15 protein-coding genes are annotated in these 19,164 nt (G+C 66.3%); 8 read left to right on the forward strand and 7 right to left on the reverse strand.

What is annotated here, in order from left to right:
* The first annotated feature begins 73 nt into the window (after nucleotides 1-73).
* From MWU77_RS10245 to MWU77_RS10265, 5 genes are all read left to right on the forward strand, one after another.
* Entirely contained in the window at nucleotides 74-1,618 is a 1,545-nt protein-coding gene (locus MWU77_RS10245) for an AMP-binding protein (protein WP_247273572.1), read from the forward strand.
* On the forward strand, nucleotides 1,615-2,988 hold the full coding sequence (locus MWU77_RS10250; RefSeq protein WP_169685755.1) for an FAD-binding oxidoreductase: 1,374 nt from the start codon (nucleotides 1,615-1,617) through the stop codon (nucleotides 2,986-2,988). The genes MWU77_RS10245 and MWU77_RS10250 overlap by 4 nt, the downstream gene beginning before the upstream one ends.
* 89 nt (nucleotides 2,989-3,077) lie before the next feature.
* Nucleotides 3,078-3,632, forward strand: coding sequence for a hypothetical protein (locus MWU77_RS10255; RefSeq protein ID WP_169686791.1), 555 nt, complete (start codon nucleotides 3,078-3,080; stop codon nucleotides 3,630-3,632).
* A gap of 52 nt (nucleotides 3,633-3,684) precedes the next feature.
* Nucleotides 3,685-8,247 (forward strand): ATP-dependent helicase, encoded by a 4,563-nt coding sequence (locus tag MWU77_RS10260; protein WP_247273573.1) that lies wholly within the window; start codon nucleotides 3,685-3,687, stop codon nucleotides 8,245-8,247.
* 1 nt (nucleotide 8,248) lies between these two features.
* On the forward strand, nucleotides 8,249-9,034 hold the full coding sequence (locus MWU77_RS10265) for an Fpg/Nei family DNA glycosylase (protein ID WP_169685751.1): 786 nt from the start codon (nucleotides 8,249-8,251) through the stop codon (nucleotides 9,032-9,034).
* Here the strand turns inward: MWU77_RS10265 and MWU77_RS10270 are convergent.
* Entirely contained in the window at nucleotides 9,019-9,600 is a 582-nt protein-coding gene (locus MWU77_RS10270) for a TetR/AcrR family transcriptional regulator (protein ID WP_169686789.1), read from the reverse strand. The genes MWU77_RS10265 and MWU77_RS10270 overlap by 16 nt on opposite strands.
* 187 nt (nucleotides 9,601-9,787) lie before the next feature.
* Here MWU77_RS10270 and MWU77_RS10275 point away from each other — a divergent pair, with 187 nt between their 5' ends.
* The gene (locus MWU77_RS10275) at nucleotides 9,788-10,324 is read left to right on the forward strand and encodes a hypothetical protein (protein ID WP_169685749.1); all 537 of its coding nucleotides are present in this window, start codon (nucleotides 9,788-9,790) and stop codon (nucleotides 10,322-10,324) included.
* Nucleotides 10,325-10,377: 53 nt separating this feature from the next.
* On the opposite strand, the gene MWU77_RS10280 is transcribed toward MWU77_RS10275, so the two are convergent.
* Complete coding sequence (locus tag MWU77_RS10280; protein WP_247273574.1) at nucleotides 10,378-12,108, reverse strand: glycerol-3-phosphate dehydrogenase/oxidase; 1,731 nt, start codon at nucleotides 12,106-12,108, stop codon at nucleotides 10,378-10,380.
* A 101-nt stretch (nucleotides 12,109-12,209) separates the two neighbouring features.
* On the opposite strand from MWU77_RS10280, the gene glpK reads away from it, so the two are divergent.
* Complete coding sequence (gene glpK, locus MWU77_RS10285) at nucleotides 12,210-13,724, forward strand: glycerol kinase GlpK (protein WP_247273575.1); 1,515 nt, start codon at nucleotides 12,210-12,212, stop codon at nucleotides 13,722-13,724.
* Between the two features lie 4 nt (nucleotides 13,725-13,728).
* Here glpK and MWU77_RS10290 read toward each other — a convergent pair whose 3' ends face one another.
* The 4 genes from MWU77_RS10290 to MWU77_RS10305 form a co-directional block, all read right to left on the reverse strand.
* On the reverse strand, nucleotides 13,729-15,273 hold the full coding sequence (locus MWU77_RS10290; protein WP_308198785.1) for an ABC transporter substrate-binding protein: 1,545 nt from the start codon (nucleotides 15,271-15,273) through the stop codon (nucleotides 13,729-13,731).
* Nucleotides 15,274-15,388: 115 nt separating this feature from the next.
* A complete protein-coding gene (locus MWU77_RS10295) occupies nucleotides 15,389-16,210 on the reverse strand; it encodes a MerR family transcriptional regulator (RefSeq protein WP_247273577.1) in 822 nt (273 codons plus the stop codon).
* A gap of 10 nt (nucleotides 16,211-16,220) precedes the next feature.
* On the reverse strand, nucleotides 16,221-16,649 hold the full coding sequence (locus tag MWU77_RS10300) for a VOC family protein (RefSeq protein WP_169685741.1): 429 nt from the start codon (nucleotides 16,647-16,649) through the stop codon (nucleotides 16,221-16,223).
* A gap of 71 nt (nucleotides 16,650-16,720) precedes the next feature.
* Complete coding sequence (locus tag MWU77_RS10305; RefSeq protein WP_169685739.1) at nucleotides 16,721-18,118, reverse strand: NAD(P)H-quinone dehydrogenase; 1,398 nt, start codon at nucleotides 18,116-18,118, stop codon at nucleotides 16,721-16,723.
* 198 nt (nucleotides 18,119-18,316) lie between these two features.
* Between MWU77_RS10305 and MWU77_RS10310 the strand changes: the two genes are divergently transcribed.
* Entirely contained in the window at nucleotides 18,317-18,787 is a 471-nt protein-coding gene (locus MWU77_RS10310; RefSeq protein ID WP_169685737.1) for a gamma-glutamylcyclotransferase, read from the forward strand.
* Between the two features lie 49 nt (nucleotides 18,788-18,836).
* On the opposite strand, the gene MWU77_RS10315 is transcribed toward MWU77_RS10310, so the two are convergent.
* Nucleotides 18,837-19,106, reverse strand: a complete 270-nt coding sequence (locus MWU77_RS10315) for a hypothetical protein (RefSeq protein ID WP_374229853.1) — start codon at nucleotides 19,104-19,106, stop codon at nucleotides 18,837-18,839.
* Nucleotides 19,107-19,164: the final 58 nt, after the last annotated feature.

The following is a 19,164-nucleotide window of genomic DNA, read 5'->3' on the forward strand; positions in this document are numbered from 1 at the left end:
CGGAGTACCACTCGATCGTCCCACCGGAACGGACACTGTGGCGTGCGCCACAACCTGTGATAAACCATGGTGCATGTACCCAGGTAACTTCGTCGCCACCTCACCGAACAAGGCCGCTATCGTGCGCCCCGCCACTGGCGAGTCACTGACCTACCGACAACTCGACGAGAACTCGCTCCGGCTCGCGAAGTACCTGCGCGAACTAGGACTGAAACCTGGTGATCACGTCGCCCTTATCTCCGACAACGACCTCCGCGTGATGGAGGTGTACTGGGCCGCACTGCGCTCCGGCCTGTACATCACCGTCGTGAACTGGCACCTCACCGCTCACGAAGCCGCATATGTGGTCGACGACTGCGGCGCGAAGGCATTGATCGTCTCCGCGAATGCCGCCGACGCGGTGGACACCTCTGCCGACGCATATCCGAAAGTGGAGCACCGGCTCGCGTACGGCGGAACGCTGCCCGGATTCGAGGATTACGCACGGGCCGTCGAACGCTTCGACACCACACCTCTCGACGATCAGCCGCGCGGCCAGGACATGCTGTACTCGTCCGGCACCACGGGCCGCCCCAAAGGCATCAAGCCGAAGCTGCGGGACGGGCAGGTCCAGGACATTCCCGACCCGTACACAGCTGTGTTCGCCCCGATGTACGGCTTCGATTCGGACACGGTGTACCTGTGCCCCGCACCGCTGTACCACGCTGCGCCACTGCGGTTCTGCGGCACAATCCAGTCGGTGGGTGGCACGGTGATCCTCATGGACCGGTTCGATGCGGAAGAAGCGCTCGCGCTGATCGATCGGTACGAGGTCACCGCCAGCCAGTGGGTGCCGACGATGTTCGTGCGCATGCTCAAACTTCCCGAGCAAACCCGCCTGAAGTACGACGTGTCGAGCATGAAGGTCGCAATTCACGCTGCAGCACCGTGCCCACCCGAGATCAAGCGGGCGATGATCGAGTGGTGGGGGCCGGTGATCAACGAGTACTACGCCTCCACCGAAGGCTCCGGCGTGACCTTCATCAACTCCGAACAGGCCCTCGCTCGTCCGGGTTCGGTCGGACACGACGGCGTGATGGGCCACGTCCGGATCTGCGGTGAGGACGGCCAGGAACTACCCACGGGATCAATCGGGACGGTGTGGTGGGAGCGCGACGAGCGTCCGTTCGAGTACCACAACGACCCCGAGAAGACCGAGAAGGCAACGCATCCCGATCACCCCACGTGGACGACCAGCGGCGACATCGGATATCTGGACGAGGATCGGTTCCTGTATCTCACCGACCGCGCTGCATTCATGATCATCTCGGGCGGTGTGAACATCTATCCGCAGGAATCGGAGAACGTCCTGACCCTTCATCCCAAGGTGTTCGACGTCGCGGTCATCGGCGTGCCGAACGAAGAGTTCGGCGAAGAGGTCAAGGCCGTGGTGCAACTCGCTGAAGGTGTCGAACCCGGACCCGAGGTCGAGCAGGAACTACTCGAGTACGTGCGGTCCAAGGTGTCGAAGTTCAAGGCCCCGCGCAGCATCGACTTCTCCGACGACCTGCCTCGCACTCCGACCGGCAAGCTCGTCAAACACAAGCTGCGCGCCCGGTACGTTCCGGCTGTGTCGTGACGTCACCGCGTGCCGACCCGACGGCCCTGGCCGGGCAGCTTCCGGCCGGGGTCCTCGTCACCGATCCCGACATCCTCGCGGGGTACCGGCACGATCGTGCGATCGACCCGGACGCGGCCGTGCCGCTCGCGCTCGTCCGCGCGACCTCCACCGCTGATGTGCAGACCACGTTGCGGTGGGCGTACGAGAACCGTGTCCCGGTGGTGCCCCGCGGCGCCGGAACGAGCCTGTCCGGAGGCTCCGGCGGTCTCGCCGACGGAATCGTTCTCAGCACCGAGAAGATGCGTGATATCACGATCGACCCGGCCACACGCACCGCCGTCGCGGGGCCGGGTCTGCTCAATGCCGAGGTCAAGGCAGCCGCAGCCGAACACGGCCTGTGGTATCCGCCGGATCCGTCGTCGTTCGAGATCTGCTCGATCGGCGGCAACGCCGCGACCAATGCGGGTGGGCTGTGCTGCGTCAAGTACGGGGTGACCTCCGACTACGTGCTCGGGCTCGAAGTGGTTCTCGCCGACGGCACCGCGGTGCGGCTCGGTGGCCCCCGGCTCAAGGACGTCGCGGGTCTATCGCTGACGAAACTGTTCGTAGGTAGTGAGGGCACTCTCGGAGTGATCACCGAGGTGACGCTCCGCTTGATCCCACCGCAGCCACCGGCATCGACGATGGTCGCGACCTTCGGTTCGGTGAAGTCCGCGGCGGACGCCGTCATCGCGATCACCGCAACACTTCGCCCGGCCATGCTCGAATTCATGGACCGCACCACGATCAACGCCGTCGAGGACGCACTGCGGATGGATCTGGACCGCGGCGCCGAGGCCATGCTGATCGCACAATCCGACGCTCCGGGTGCGGCCGCGGAGCACGAAATCGAGGTGATGGTGCGTGCGTGCCGGGACGCCGGGGCTCACGACGTCTTCGACACGTCCGATCCTGATGAGGGCGCCGCGTTCACCGCTGCGCGGCGGATGGCGATTCCCGCGGTCGAACGCCTCGGAAGCCTTCTCCTCGAGGATGTGGGAGTACCGTTGCCGATGCTCCCGGTCCTGGTCGCCGGCGTCGCCGAGATCGCCGAGCGCAATGCGGTGACCGTCGCGGTGATCGCGCATGCGGGAGACGGAAACACCCACCCGCTGATCGTCTACGACCCCGATGACGAGAAGATGCTGGAGCGAGCACACGCTGCGTTCGGTCAGATCATGGACCTCGCGATCGAGCTCGGTGGCACCATCACCGGGGAACACGGCGTGGGCAGGCTCAAGAAGCCCTGGTTACCCGATCAGGTGGGCCCCGACGTGATGGCGTTGACCCGCCTGATCAAGAACACCCTCGACCCCCGTTCGATCCTCAACCCAGGGGCTGTCCTGTGACGAATATCCGACCGCCCGACCCCGCGACCATGCCGATCCCCACCTCGGCGCCACCGTGGCAGAGAAACCGCCATAATCGGGGCGTGAACATGCGTACACCAGAACCCGCTACCGATCTTCCATTGCGCGATACCCGCTATCGGGAGCTCGAGCTCTACCCCGAATTCGACTTCGTCACCGCGTGGTTGCGCGACTACGTCCGCTCCACGATCGAGAATGCACGCATCAGCGAACGCGAGTACTGGTCCGTCGTGTGTCTGCCGTCGGTCGGAGCATCGGACGAGGGACATCGGATGATCAGTGTCCATGCCGGTGATCAGGAAATCGCGTGCCTGTACGTCGACACCAGTGTCCGCGAGGACAGGCAGATCGGTGGCTTCGTGATAGTCGACATACGAATCCTCGAGCAGTCGTGCGGCGCCGACCTCGATCGGATCACGGCAAGTTCCCCCGCGCTGAGTTTCCGCCGTCGCGGCGATCAGGTGTCGATCGGGTGGAGTGAGATACCGGCGAGTCGCGAGCAGTTCGATGCGCTCCCGTGGCGGCCTGCGGCGCACGATCTCGTCCGCCGGCTGATGCAGAACGGCAGGAACCACTGGGCGGATTGGCACTGCCCGCAGCTCGCCATGTTCGCACTGGAGTGACCGGCAACGCGTAATTCCCGAGACTGTCGGACATCGGGTGCACCATGGACTGGTGACCGATGTCCTCGACCGCTTCTCCGCTCCCACCCGGGAGTGGTTCGCGGGCGCATTCGACACACCTACACCCGCCCAGCTCGGCGCGTGGGATGCGATCTCGTCGGGTGCGCATACTCTCGTCGTCGCGCCCACCGGGTCGGGTAAGACGCTGTCGGCGTTCCTGTGGTCACTCGACAGGCTCGCTGCTCGCCCCGAGACAACCGACGCGCCACGCGAACACCACACCCGGGTCCTCTACATCTCGCCTCTGAAAGCGCTCGGGGTCGACGTCGAGCGCAACCTCAGGTCGCCGCTCGTCGGCATCACTCAGACCGCGAAGCGGCTCGGTCTGGCGCCGCCCGAGATCACCGTGGGTGTCCGCTCGGGCGACACCTCGCAGGCCGACCGGCGCAAGCTCGCCCGCACTCCCCCCGACATCCTCATCACCACCCCCGAATCGCTGTTCCTCATGCTGACCTCGGCCACACGCGAGAGCCTCGCTGGCGTCGAATCGGTGATCGTCGACGAGGTGCACGCTGTCGCCGGAACCAAACGTGGCGCGCATCTGGCGCTGTCCCTCGAACGTCTCGACCTGCTGCTGCCGAAGCCCGCGCAGCGGATCGGGCTGTCCGCAACCGTGCGTCCGCACGAAGAGGTGGGCCGCTTCCTCGTCGGCGGAGCACCCATCCGGATCGTGGCCCCGCCCACGGCGAAGACCTGGGATCTCACCGTCCAGGTTCCGGTCGAGGACATGACCGAGCTCGGAGGGTCCCATCCGAATGAGGACTCCGAATCGTCCGCTCCCAAGGCAGGATCGATCTGGCCGCACGTCGAAGAACAGATCGTCGATCTCGTCACCACTCACCGTTCGACGATCGTGTTCGCGAATTCGCGCCGACTGTCGGAGCGGTTGACCGGTCGGCTCAACGAGATCTACACCGAACGCCTCGGCAGCACCGTCGACCGCGAGACCGCACCGCCCGCGCTCCTCGGTGCATCCACCGAGGTGACCTACGGCGCCGAAGCGGTCCTGGCCCGTGCCCACCACGGTTCGGTGAGCAAAGACCAACGCGCTCTCATCGAGGATGATCTGAAGTCCGGTCGGCTGCGCTGCGTCGTGGCTACCTCCAGCCTCGAACTGGGTATCGACATGGGCGCGGTCGATCTCGTGATCCAGGTGGAGGCACCGCCGTCGGTGGCGAGCGGGCTGCAACGAGTGGGGCGGGCAGGGCACCAGGTCGGTGAGACCTCGCGCGGAGTGCTGTTCCCCAAGCACCGCACCGACCTGATCCATTGCGCCGTCACCGTCGAGCGGATGGTCGCCGGGCACATCGAGGCCCTGCAGGTCCCGGCGAATCCTCTCGACGTCCTCGCACAGCAGACGGTGGCAGCGGCCGCACTCGAACCCATCGGGGTCGATGACTGGTTCGACACTGTCCGGCGGAGCGGATCGTTCACGTCGCTGTCGCGGGGCGTCTACGAATCGGTGCTCGATCTGCTTTCGGGCCGCTACCCGTCGGACGAGTTCGCCGAACTCCGTCCCCGCGTGGTGTGGGACCGCACCGACGGCACACTGACCGGCAGGCCGGGGGCACAACGCCTGGCCGTCACCTCCGGCGGCACCATCCCGGACCGCGGTCTGTTCACCGTGTACATGGTGGGTGAGAAGAACACCCGCGTGGGAGAGCTCGACGAGGAGATGGTCTACGAGTCCCGGGTCGGCGATGTCTTCGCGCTCGGCGCGACCAGCTGGCGAATCGAGGAGATCACTTTCGACCGGGTGCTCGTGTCCCCCGCATTCGGGCGCGCCGGGCGTCTGCCGTTCTGGCACGGCGACAACCAAGGACGTCCTGCGGAACTCGGCGCGGCGCTCGGTGCGTTCATCCGCGAGCTCGGCCACGCTGCACCCGACGACGCCGTCGCGCGATGCCGATCCGGCGGACTCGACGACTACGCGACCGCGAATCTGATCGGCCTCCTCGACGAGCAACGCACCGCGACCGGTCATCTCCCCACCGATCGCACCCTCGTCGTCGAGCGCTTCCGCGACGAACTGGGCGATTGGCGTCTCGTCCTGCATTCCCCGTTCGGTCTGCGTGTCCACGCACCGTGGGCTCTCGCAGTCGGAGCGCGACTGCTGGACCGGTTGGGCATCGAGGCACATCCTTCGCCGTCCGACGACGGCATCATCGTCCGGCTACCCGATACCGAGGACGATCCGCCCGGCGCCGACATCTTCGTCTTCGACCAGGACGAGATCGAGGATCTGGTCACCGAACAGGTGGGTGGCTCGTCCCTGTTCGCGTCCCGGTTCCGTGAATGTTCGGCGCGCGCGTTGCTGTTGCCGCGGCGCAACCCCGGTAAGCGCGCGCCGCTGTGGCAGCAACGTCAGCGTTCCGCGCAACTGCTCGACGTGGCCCGCCGGTACCCGAGTTTCCCCATCCTGCTCGAGACAGTGCGCGAATGCCTGCAGGACGTCTACGACCTACCCGCGCTGCGCGACCTGCTCGGCCGTGTCGCGCAGCGCCAGATCCGGCTCGTCGAGGTCGAGACACCCACAGCGTCACCGTTCGCCGCGTCGTTGCTGTTCGACTATGTCGGTGCGTTCCTCTACGAGGGCGACAGTCCGCTCGCCGAGCGGCGCGCAGCTGCGCTCTCTTTGGATTCGACGTTGCTCGCGGAGTTGCTCGGCCGGGTCGAGTTGCGCGACTTGCTCGACGCCGACGTGATCGAGCAGGCGGAGCTCGAGTTGCAGCGCCTGGTGCCCGAGCGGCGTGCTCGGGATGCGGAGGGCGTTGCGGATCTGTTGCGTTTGCTGGGGCCGTCGACCGATGCCGAACTGCGCGAGCGCAGTACCGACGACTGTGCTCCGTGGCTCGCCGAACTGTCGGCCCAGCGACGCGTTCTGCAGGTGTCGTACGCAGGCCGGAAGTGGTGGGCGGCAATCGAAGACGCGTCACGCTTGCGCGATGCGCTCGGGGTACCGCTACCGATCGGGGTGCCCACGGCATTCGTGGAACCGGTCGCGGATCCGCTCGGCGACCTCGTCGCTCGTTACGCCCGCACACACGGGCCGTTCACCACGGCAACAGCGGGGGCGCGCTTCGGTCTCGGCGCTGCCGTCGTCGAATCCGTGCTGCAGCGATTGGCCGACGACAAGCGTGTCACCTCGGGCGAATTCCGTCCTGGCGCCACCGGAGCGGAGTGGTGCGACAGCGAGGTCCTGCGCCGTCTGCGGCGACGCTCCCTGGCCGCGGCACGACACGAGGTCGAACCGGTGAGCACCGCAACCCTCGGCCGCTTCCTGCCCGACTGGCACCATCTCGGACGCGGGCCCGGCGCGAGCGCGCTCTACGGTCTCGATGGTGTCGCAGCCGTCGCCGAGCAGCTCGCGGGTGTGCCCGTTCCCGCAAGCGCCCTCGAACCGCTGATCCTTGCGCCTCGGGTGCGCGACTATTCGCCCGCGATGCTCGACGAGTTGACGTCGAACGGCGAGATCATCTGGTCCGGCGCCGGCTCGATCTCGAGAAAGGACGGCTGGATCGCGCTGCATCCCGCCGACCTCGCCCCCGCCACACTCGCACCTGCCGAGGACATCGAGATGACGGGGATCCACTCGGCGATCCTGGAGGCTCTCGCGGGTGGGGGCGCATATTTCGTACGGCAACTCGGGGAGGCAGTGAAAGCGCTCGAGCCGGACGCGACCGATACGGCTGTGAGTGCTGCGCTGTGGGATCTGGTCTGGAGTGGGCACATCGCAGGCGACACGCTCGCACCGCTCCGCGCCCTCATCGGCGATACATCACGGGCCACGCCCGCACATCGGGTGCCGCGGAGGGCTCCGCGGGCTCGCATGTATCGGGCGCGTCCGGCCATTCCGTCACGGACCGGGCCACCGACCGTGGCGGGCCGGTGGTCGCTGCTGCCCGAGCGTGAGACCGACCCGACGGTGCGGGCGCACACGAGGGCCGAACTGTTCCTCGAGCGGTACGGCGTGGTGACCCGGGGCGCCGTGACGAGCGAGGCCGTCCCCGGGGGGTTTGCGCTCATGTACAAGGTGCTGAGCCGGTTCGAGGAAACAGGTCGGTGCCGGCGGGGGTATTTCGTCGATTCTCTCGGCGGCGCACAGTTCTCGACCCCGGACGTGGTGGATCGGCTGCGTTCGTTCTCCGATTCCCTCGAGGGTCGCCATACCCGCACCGAGGCGGTGACGCTCGCCGCGTGCGATTCCGCCAATCCGTACGGCGCCGCACTCCCGTGGCCCAAGGCAGCGGCAGAGGCGGCGAGCACGTCGAAACACCGGCCCGGCCGGAAGGCCGGCGGCCTCGTGGTGCTGGTCGACGGCAGCCTCGTGGTGTTCGTCGAGCGCGGTGGGCGCACTCTGCTCACCTTCACCGACGATCCCGGTCGGCTCCGCACCGCGTTCGCATCGCTCGCTCACACCGTCAAGAGCGGTGGCGTCGACAAGATCGTCGTCGAAAAGATCGACGGCGTCTCGATCCACGGTCACGCCCTTGCGGAACTGCTCGGCGAGGCCGGGTTCTCCGCGACACCGCGCGGATATCGGTTGAGGTCCTGACGTGCCCGAAGGCGATACGGTGTTCCGGACCGCTGCACGACTGCACGCGGCGCTTGCGGGAAACATCCTGACCGAGAGCGATTTTCGGGTCCCCCGCTTCGCGACCGTCGATCTCACCGGTGAAACGGTGGAGGAAGTGGCCGCACGAGGCAAGCACATTCTGGTTCGCTTGCCGCATCACACTTTTCACTCACATTTGATGATGGACGGCCAGTGGCACGTGTATGAGCGCGGAACACGCTGGCGCAAGCCGGGTTTCCAGGCTCGTGCGGTGCTCGGCACCGAGCAGGTGCAGGCGGTGGGGTTCGATCTCGGCATCGTCGAAGTGCTGCCCCGGGACAAGGAGAGCGACGCGGTGGGGCACCTCGGACCGGATCTGCTCGGACCGGACTGGGATCCGGTGCTTGCGGCCGCCAATCTCGTGCGTGAGCCTGCCCGCCCGATCGGGCTTGCACTGCTCGACCAGCGCATCATGGCCGGAGTGGGCAACGTCTACCGTAGTGAGCTGTGCTTCCTGCGCGGGGTGGATCCCGCGACACCGGTACGGGAGGCCGGCGACCCGGCCGGCTGGGCCGAACTCGCCCACCGTGTGTTGTACGCCAACCGGGACAGGACCTCGCGGGTCACGACCGGCGATGCGCGCCGTGGTCGCGGACTGTGGGTGTACGGACGCGCCGGCAGGCCATGCCTGCGCTGTGGGCGGCCCATCGAATCGCGACGCCTGGCCGGTCCATCCGATCTCGATCGCGTGGTCTACCACTGCCCCGGGTGTCAACCCCTGCGCTGAGCGTCGTGCGCGGCGCGCTCGAGAAGTGCGACGCAGTGTTGCACGAACGCTTCCCGTGGGACGGCGATCGCCCCTTCCAGGTACCCCATGAACAAGCTGGTCAAGGCACCGACGAGCCCTACCGCCACCATGTTGCGGACGGCATCGTCTCCGATCTCGGTGAGCTGGGCACTGACGAGTGCGACGAACACCGGTGCGAGTTCGACGCCCCTGCCGCTGATTGCGGGTTCGCGCAGCGGTGCGAGCAGAAGCACGCGACCCATCGCCGGTTCGTCGACCATCAGCGCAACGAATGCCCGGACCGCCGCTTCGGCCCGGCGGGCGTGCGCCGCCGAGGTCACTGCTGCGACGAGCACGTCGCGGGCGCGGTCACCCACGAGTTCATACACCTCCCGGACGAATGCGTCGCGGTCGGTGAAGCTCTCGTAGAAGTAGCGTTCGGTGAGTTCGGCGGCCCGGCACACCGCGCGCACATTCGCGGCGGATCCGTCGGGCGCACCGATGAGGGCGATCCCTGCGCCTAGGAGACGTTCCCTTCGGACACGCCGACGCTCGTCCAGGCCGATTCCCGCCCAGCTTCGGCGCGTGGTGTCCACTGTGCGATTCCCGTCGTCGACTACGTCTGATCGGATCCTACTCTGGCAACATACGTAGTCAGCGCTCGTCGCCCGGAGCTGAGCCGACGTCGGCCGCGACGGCAGGACCTTTCCGAACAACGCTGAGATTTTCGCCGACACATGCCACGCTGTCGATATGGGACTCGACGCCAACGCATTACTCCACGGGCCGTTGTTCTCCCGAAGTACGCCACTCGACCGTACCAATGCCGCAAGCCGCATCAGCGCGTATGTCTACGGGAACGTGCTGGTGCTGGCGGCGCTCATCCCGATCGTCCCGGGACCGAACTACGTCGGAATCGCGATCGTCCTCGGCACCGCCTTGTCGACGTTCGTGGCGCACGCCTTCGCGGAATCGGTGGGGCACAGCGTCCGGCAGGGCAGCCGCCTCACCGGCGCCGAACGGCGGGCCGAAGTACGCGACTCCGTGCCGATTCTCACCTCGGCAGTGGTCCCGTGCGTCGTCCTCGCGATCGGTTGGCTCGGCTGGATCGAGCCGCGTACCGCTCAGTTGCTGGCGGAGCTTGCGGTCCTGGTGCGAATCGGCGGCATCGCGTTCGTGATCGGACGACTCAACGGTGATCGCCCCAGCACCCGACTGCTGATGACTGCGGCCGCGCTCACCCTGGTGGGTGCGACTGTCGTGGTGGTCAAGGTACTGCTCACGCACTGATCAGTTCGAAACACCGATCAGTTCGAAGACACCGATCGGTTCACGGACATTGCTCACTTCACAGGCACCGGTTCGAGAATTTCGGCGCGCGCCTCCGGAGCGGCCGCGCGCAACGCATCAGCTGATTCGTCGTCGATCCGGCTCTGCGAATCGACCTCTGCCTCGACCCGGGCCCGATACGTCTCTATCTCCCGGTCGATCGCGGCCTCGTCCCAGCCGAGGATCGGCGCTACCAGATGCGCAACCTGTTCCGCGCAATGCACGCCCCGGTGCGGATACTCGATCGAGATCCGGGTCCGGCGGGCAAGAATGTCCTCGAGGTGCAGCGCACCCTCGGCGAATGCCGCATAGACGGCCTCGACCTGGAGATACAGCGGAGCGTCGGTGATCGGCTCGAGCAGTTCGGGCCTACCCTCCGCGCACGCGAGCACGTCCTCGACCAGTGAGCCGTACCGGTCGAGGAGATGCTTGACCCGGTACGGATGGAGCCTGTGCTGCTCAGCAAGGTGCATCGTCTGATTGACCAGGGCGAAGTATCCGTCCGCACCCAGCAGCGGAACCTTCTCGGTGATCGACGGCGCAATGCGGGCCGGAATGTCCTCGGCCGCGAGATCCACCGCGTCTTCGGCCATCACCCGGTAGGTCGTGTACTTGCCCCCTGCGATCGCTACCAGCCCCGGCGAGACCCGGGCGACCGCGTGTTCGCGCGACAGTTTCGAGGTCTCGTCGCTCTCCCCCGCCAGCAACGGACGCAGGCCCGCGTACACACCGTCGATGTCGTCGTGGGTGAGCGGGACGACGAGCACACTGTTGACGTGGTCGAGGATGTAGTCGATATCGGCCTTCGTCGCGGCGGGATGCGCAAGATCGAGGTTCCAGTCGGTGTCGGTGGTGCCGATGATCCAGTGGTTTCCCCACGGGATGACGAACAGCACCGATTTCTCGGTCCGCAGGATGATCGCCGAGTCGCTCACGATGCGGTCGCGCGGAACCACGATGTGCACGCCCTTCGATGCGCGGACCCGGAATCGTCCGCGTTCACGCGACAACGCCTGGATTTCGTCGGTCCACACGCCGGTCGCGTTGATGACCACGTGGGCACGCACTTCGGTGACAGAACCGTCCTCGCTGTCGCGCACCCTCACACCCGACACACGGTCGGCCTCACGCAGGAATCCGACGACCTGGGTCGAGGTTCGCACCACCGCGCCGTAGTGGGCGGCCGTCCGCGCAACCGTCATGGTGTGGCGGGCGTCGTCCACAACGGTGTCGTAGTAGCGGATCCCACCGACGAGGGAGTTGCGCTTGAGTCCCGGCGCCATGCGCAGGGCGCCCGCGCGTGTCAGATGCTTCTGTGCGGGAACGGATTTCGCTCCACCCATCCGGTCGTAGAGGAAGATGCCCGCCGCCATGTACGGGCGCTCCCAACCGCGATGGGTGAGGGGAAACAGGAACTTCAGTGGCTTGACCAGGTGCGGAGCGAGCGTGGACAGCGACAGTTCGCGTTCGCGCAGCGCCTCGCGGACCAGGCCGAACTCCAGTTGCTCGAGATACCGCAGGCCCCCGTGGAACATCTTCGACGACCGGCTCGACGTGCCGGACGCGAAGTCCCGAGCCTCGACGAGTGCCACGCGCAGGCCACGGGTCGCGGCGTCCAGAGCAGTCCCCGCCCCGACGACACCACCGCCTATCACCACGATGTCGAACTGCTCGTCGCCGAGGCGTCGCCATGCGTCCTCGCGCTGCCGCGGACCGAGAATCTGCACACCTGATCGGTTGGTCACCACACCGCTCCCTCAGTCGCCGACATGTCCGGTACAACGCTAGTAGGTTCGACCGCACAGTGCTGTGCAGTGAACACTCTTCCGATACCTCGAGGACGCCCGTGAACCAGTACATCGCCGCGATCGACCAGGGCACCACGTCCAGTCGATGCATCATCTTCGACCACGACGGGCGCGTCGTGTCTGTTGCTCAGAAGGAACATCGGCAGGTGTTCCCGCAGGCCGGCTGGGTCGAGCACGACCCCGAGGAACTGTGGCTCAACACTCGCGAAGTGGGTGCTGCGGCTCTCGCGAAGGCTGATCTGCGCAGGAAGGACATCGCTGCGATCGGGATCACCAACCAGCGTGAAACCACGATCGTGTGGGATCGCACCACCGGGAAGCCGGTGTACAACGCGATCGTGTGGCAGGACACCCGGACCGATCGGCTGGTGGAGCAACTGGCAGGAGATGCCGGTCCCGATCGGTATCGCGCCACTACGGGGCTGCCGCTGTCCACCTACTTCTCCGGCCCGAAAGTTCGGTGGATCCTCGACAACGTCGACGGGGCGCGGGAGAAGGCCGAGGCGGGCCGTCTCGCGTTCGGCACGGTCGACACCTGGATTCTGTGGCACCTCACCGGCGGCTGTGGGCAGGACGGCAACCCACCGGGCGTCCACGTCACGGACGTCACCAACGCGTCGCGCACGATGCTGATGGATCTCGAGACCCTGCAGTGGGATCCACAGATCTGTGACGACATCGGGATCCCCATGTCCATGCTGCCGGAGATTCGTAGTTCGTCGGAGGTGTACGGGTATGCGCGCGAGCGGGGCCCGCTCGCCGGGGTTCCCGTTGCCGGCATCCTCGGCGACCAGCAGGCCGCAACCTTCGGTCAGGCGTGCCTTTCGCCCGGGGAGGCAAAGAACACCTACGGCACGGGCAACTTCCTGCTTCTCAACACCGGTACCACGCCGGTGCACAGCACCCACGGCCTGCTCACCACCGTGTGTTACCGCATCGGTGACGCCGACGCCGTGTATGCCCTCGAAGGGTCGATCGCGGTGACCGGATCCCTCGTGCAATGGCTGCGCGACAACCTCGGCATCATCGACTCCGCTGCCGAGGTCGAGACCCTCGCGTCGGCGGTGCCCGACAACGGCGGCGCCTACATCGTTCCGGCGTTCTCCGGACTGTTCGCGCCGCACTGGCGACCCGACGCCCGCGGAGTGATCGTGGGCCTCACGAGGTTCGTCGACAAGCGCCACCTGGCCCGAGCCGCCCTGGAGGCCACGGCATTCCAGACACGGGAGGTGCTCGAGGCGATGCGCGCCGATTCGCAGGTCGAACTGAGCACGCTCAAGGTCGACGGCGGAATGGTCGCGAACGAGATGCTCATGCAGTTCCAATCCGACATGCTCGCCGTGCCGGTGGTTCGTCCGATCGTGCCGGAGACCACTGCGCTCGGCGCGGCCTATGCAGCCGGTCTTGCCGTTGGCTACTGGAGTGGCGAGGACGACATCCGACGGAACTGGGCCGCCGACAAGACGTGGGAACCCCACATGACCACGGCCGAACGTGAGCGTCTCTTCGCCGCATGGAACAAGGCGGTCGAACGCACCTACAACTGGGCGTGACGACCTACCCGGTGACCCACATGCCGTCGGGAATCGGCGCACCGAGACCGGAGAGGCGGATCCCGTGCACCTGGTCGCCGATGAGCACCGCCGGCGCCGGCCGGACGTACCACGCGCCTGGGGTCAGCTCCGCCAAGCGCTGCTGCACGACCTCGTACGCGGCGGCACGCTCCTCGACGGTCGTGCCGACACGACCGGCATCGAGCGCCGCATCGAGGTCGGGATCGTCGATTCCCACGATGTTCCCCTTCGACGTCGAGTGAAAACTCGACCAGAGCGAGTGATCGGGGTCCTGAATGGTCACTCCGTGGACCATCATGTCGAAGTCGCGCGTACCGAATCGCGCGAAGGCTGCGGGGAAATCGAGGACCTCGACCTCGACGTCGACGTTGTCGAATGCTCTCAGCTGTGCCTGCGCGGTCTCCGCGACCGCTTTGTTCTCCACGGTCGGGAAGGTGGTGAATGTGAACGACACCGGCTTTCCTTCCGCCGCCAGTTCATCGAACAGTTGCTGTGCGGCGTCTGCATCGTGGCGACCGAGCGGGATGTCGGAGTACCACGGAGACTCTTCCAGGAAGAGGGTCTCGGGAACGACACCTTCGCCGTTGTAGACGGTCGTGTTCATCGCGTCCAGGTCCACGGCGAGCGCCACCGCCCGTCGGGCACGCGGATCGTCGAAGGGTGCGCGGCGGTTGTTCATACCCAGATACTGCCCACCGCCCATCGGCACGACCTCGACGGCCGTTCCGGCGCTCTCGGCTTTGGCGAGGGTGTTCCAATTGCTGTCCGAGGCGAGATCGGCGCCGCCGGTGGTGATCGAATTGAGTCGTTGTGTGGTGTCGGCGGACGTGCGGATCGTGAGGCCGTCCAGGTAAGGGCGGGGCGCGTCCCAATACCGCGGGTTCTTCTCGAGCTCGATGACGTTCTGCCGGGACCACGTTGCGAGCGTGAAAGGACCTGCACCGATCGGGTTCTCGTCGAATGCTGCCGCGCCCTGTTGCAGTGCCGCCGGCGAAGCGATCCAGTTCATCGAACTGACGATCACGCTGTGTGCGTAGTTCGGGTTCGGTGCGGTCAACGTGACCTGGAGTGTCGTCGGGTCGAGCACCTCGGTCGATGCGATCTGCGATGCTTCACCGATCGATCCCGACGCGGTGGCGGGGTCGCGCAACCGATCCCAGTTGAACTTGACCGCCCCGGCATCGAACGGTGTTCCGTCGGAGAACGTCACGTCGGGCCGGAGCGTGAGCAGCATCGTGGCGCCGCCGTCGTCGCTCGAGAAATCGGTGGCCAGGCCGTATCCGATCTCGAGGGTGTCGACGTCGGTGGTCATCAATGTGCCGTACAGCGCGTTTCCCAGCAGGGACGATCCCGCATAGGTGTTGCTCATGGCCGCGGGGTCGAGAGTGCGCGGCTCGCCCATCTGGATGACGGTCGCGACCCCGCCCGCCACCGGTTCACCAACCTCCGCCGGATCATTTTCTGCGCGACCGGAATCCGACCCGCCGCACGCACTCAGCAGCAGGACGGAACAGACCGCGGCGGCCACCGCACCGATACTGCGCCGCCTCCATGACCGTCTTCCTCGAAACATTGGCATCTCCCGGCATCCTCGTCTGGACGAGACCGAGACTACGTTATTACTGTAATGCTCACCATAAGATTTACTGCGGTGGCGTCGGCGGTTTTGGATCGAGTCCGGGCACCTGGTGCACGACCCTCGTGAGCATGTTCTCGGCACCGACCTCTGCCGGATCGGTGAGGTAGTACTCGCGCACGGGACCCACGGCATCGACTCCGCGGGCCGCGAGGTCTGCGAACAGAGCGTGATAGGCAACGGGCAGAAGCGCCGCCGGTCCGGTGAAGTCCACGGCGGCGAAGAGACCGCCGGGCATAAGAAGTGCCTCGACGCCGGATTCGGGAGCGACTTCGATACCCACCCCGAAGTCGACGGTCCCCTCGAGCACTACCGGATATCGACCGACCACCGGCGCCTCCGTATCGACACCGAGCGCAGCTGCATCCGCGAGGAGGCCTTCGATCGACGCAGCGACGGTGCTGTCGAGATCATCCGCCTCAGCACTGCCTTCGCGCCACAGTACGACCTGATCGTCGATGTGGCGCAGCCGAACGGGAAGTTCCATTGCGGCAAGCTCTTCGAGCGACCCGACGAGGGCGAGCGAACGCATTGCCCGCTCGGCCTCGTGCTCGATACGGGCACGCTCGACGGCCAGCACATCCGCCCCGCGCTCCGGATCGTCGACGATGCTGCGGATCGCGGCGACAGAAACTCCGGCGCGACGAAGGAGGCCGATCCTCAGCGCCGACGCGAGCTGGGCGGGCGTGTAGTACCGGTATCCGGTGTGCGGATCGACTCGACCCGGGGGCAGGAGTCCCTCGCGGTCGTAGTAACGCAGGGCTTTCACAGTGAGCCGGCACGCCCGCGCGAACTCACCGATACTCATCCACTGCGTCGGATCGGTCATGTCGGATCGGTCATGTCGCGTCGACGCCTTCCGTGAACGGAATCACCGTGATCACATCGACGAGGAGCCCGTCGGGGTCGACGGTCATGAAGTGCCGTTGCCCGAAGTCCTCACTGCGCAGAGTCGAGGCGATGGGCAGTCCTGCCGCCCTCGCACAGTCGTGGACCGCGTCGACGTTGTCGACCTCGACCGAGACGAGCACTCCCGCGGGCGGTCCGCGGAAACCCTCCGGGATCGTGTCGTGGTCTTGTATGACGAGCCCGAGCTGCACCGATTCGGTGGTCGATGATTGCAGCTGGACGTACCAGTCGCTGTCGTACACGACGGTCAGACCCAGGAGGCCGACATAGAAGTCGCGACTACGGCCGATGTCGGCGACCGGGACGACGGGAAAGATGCTCTGCGTGACGGAGGTACTCCGTGTTGTGAAGGTGCTCATACATCTCACCGTCTTCCCTCCCCCGAGGGGAGAGTCAACACCGGGCGCCTCCATCACGCGTGACCGGTCGATCAACCCAGGTCGTCGTGCCGCATCAGCTGCCGAGCAGCCTCGGTCACCGAGCCGCTCAGCGACGGGTACACCGAGAAGGTCTGCGCGAGGTCTGTCACATTGAGGTTGTTCTGTACCGCCAATGCGATCGGCAGGATGAGTTCGGATGCGTTGGGCGCGACGATCACACCGCCGATCACCACACCGGTCGCGGGGCGGCAGAAGATCTTGACGAAGCCGCGTCGCAACCCGGACATCTTTGCCCGCGGGTTGGTGTTGAGCGGCAACATCACTGTCCTGGCCGGGATCTCGCCCTTGTCGATGGTTGCCTGACTGACACCCACGGCCGCGATCTCGGGGCGGGTGAACACCGCCGCCGCAACCGTCTTGAGTTTGATGGGACTCACACCCTCGCCGAGCGCGTGGTACATCGCGATGCGCCCCTGCATCGCGGCGACCGAGGCGAGCGGCAGGAGGCCGGTGCAGTCGCCCGCGGCGTAGATTCCCGGCACCGACGTGCGCGACACACGGTCGACGGGCAGGTAGCCGCCCCGGTCGAGTTCTAGTCCTACCTTGTCGAGCCCGAGGCCCTGGGTGTTCGGGACCGATCCGACCGTCATGAGAGCGTGACTACCCTCGACGACGCGACCATCCGAGAGGAGCACCCGGACACCGTTGCCGGTGCGTTCGACCGAATCGGCGCGCGCGTGCTTGACGAGGGTGACGCCGCGTTCGGTGAGCACTTCCTCGAGTACGAGCGCCGCGTCTTCGTCTTCGTGAGGAAGGATGCGGTCGCGACTGGAGACCACAGTGACCTGGACCCCGACCTCGGTGTATGCCGAGACGAACTCCGCGCCGGTCACACCGGAGCCGACCACCACGAGATGCTCGGGGAGTTTGTCGAGGTCGTAGAGGTGACGCCACGTCAGGATGCGCTCGCCGTCGGGTTCTGCGTTGGGAAGAACGCGCGGACTCGCGCCGGTCGCGATCAGCACCACATCGGCGTCGAGCACCTTGTCTTCACCGGTGAACAGCTTGGCGCGGACCTTGTGGGCCGCCATCCCGATCTCGGGATCGATGAGCTCGCCGTACCCGGACAGCAGCGAGATTCCTGCAGCCTCGAGTTTCGTGCGGATGTCGGCCGACTGTGCACGCGCAAGGCTCTTGACACGCGCATGCACCTGCGGCAATGCGACGGAGGTGCGTTCGAGTTCGATGCCGAGGTCGGCGGCGCGGCGCATGTCGGTGCGGATACCGGTGGAGGCGATGAAGGTCTTGGATGGGACGCAGTCGAAGAGAACGCATGCGCCGCCGATGCCATCCGAATCGATCAGAGACACCGATGCGCCGTACTGCGCCGCCACGAGCGCAGCCTCGTAACCGGCGGGTCCGCCGCCGATGATGACAATCCGAGTCATTGTTCTCCTCTGTATCGATTCCGAATCAGGGTATCGGGCCGTACTCGGGCATCCGCTGGGGTGTGCGAACGCCCGCGACAACGCTATGCCACCGCGGGCGCACTGCGCAGACGGACCACGCAACAGTGTCGACAACCCGGTCACCGCTGACGACGCCCGGCACGGTGCAATCGAGACCGAACCGTTAGCCTTGTGGACGTGCCGATCTACGCCGCCTACGGGTCCAACATGCATCCGGAGCAGATGCTGACGCGCTGCCCGCACTCGCCGATGTCCGGCACCGGCTGGCTGCACGGGTGGCGGCTGACGTTCGCGGGCGCCGATATCGGCTGGGAAGGCGCACTGGCCACCGTTGTGGAGGACGCCGATTCCAAGGTGTTCGTGGTGTTGTACGACGTCCCCGAGGACGACGAGCGCAGTCTCGACCGCTGGGAGGGTGCCGAACTCGGCTTCCACCGCAAGATCCGCGTCCGCATCGACACCGCCGACGGCCCCACCCTGGCCTGGCTGTATGTCGTCGACGGATACGAAGGCGGGCTCCCGTCCGCTCGATATCTGGGCGTCATGGCCGACGCCGCAGAGATCGCAGGCGCTCCGTCGGACTATGTGATGAACCTGCGCACCCGCAACAGCCGCAACGTCGGCCCGGGGCGTCCCGACTCCTTCTAGCCGTTGCCTTCTGGTGAGCAAACGTGAGCACGCTCTGTTTGCTTCTTCATCAGGCAGCCTCACCTTCCGATGAGACAGTCCCGGACTCACCCAGCAACTGCTGGTGCCGGGTTGACGCTTCCTCGCCTGCAGCGTTGACCACTGGCGTAGTCGCGGACTCCCGCGTGGCTCCACGTCCGTCTCCACCCGAAACAGTGGCGGCCGGACTACTCCCGGTACCGGTCCCCGTTGCACCCGTGCGGTGGGCCTCGCCGAGGCGGGCGAGGTTGATCGCGGCATTATGATCACGATCGATCGTCAGGCCGCAGTGGTCACACACATACGTTCGGTCCGCGAGGGTCAGGTTTGATTTTCGCCTGCCACACCCCGAACACAAT

It is taken from the genome of Rhodococcus sp. F64268 (genome assembly GCF_023015605.1).
In the GTDB taxonomy this organism is placed as follows: Bacteria; Actinomycetota; Actinomycetes; order Mycobacteriales; family Mycobacteriaceae; genus Rhodococcus.

Bases quoted from the DNA above. Each gene is read 5' to 3' on its own strand.
- MWU77_RS10245 (WP_247273572.1), top strand. From the start codon at position 74: ATGTACCCAGGTAACTTCGTCGCCACCTCACCGAACAAGGCCGCTATC.
- MWU77_RS10255 (WP_169686791.1), top strand. From the start codon at position 3,078: ATGCGTACACCAGAACCCGCTACCGATCTTCCATTGCGCGATACCCGC.
- MWU77_RS10275 (WP_169685749.1), top strand. From the start codon at position 9,788: ATGGGACTCGACGCCAACGCATTACTCCACGGGCCGTTGTTCTCCCGA.
- MWU77_RS10295 (WP_247273577.1), bottom strand. From the start codon at position 16,210: ATGACCGATCCGACGCAGTGGATGAGTATCGGTGAGTTCGCGCGGGCG.
- MWU77_RS10300 (WP_169685741.1), bottom strand. From the start codon at position 16,649: ATGAGCACCTTCACAACACGGAGTACCTCCGTCACGCAGAGCATCTTT.
- MWU77_RS10305 (WP_169685739.1), bottom strand. From the start codon at position 18,118: ATGACTCGGATTGTCATCATCGGCGGCGGACCCGCCGGTTACGAGGCT.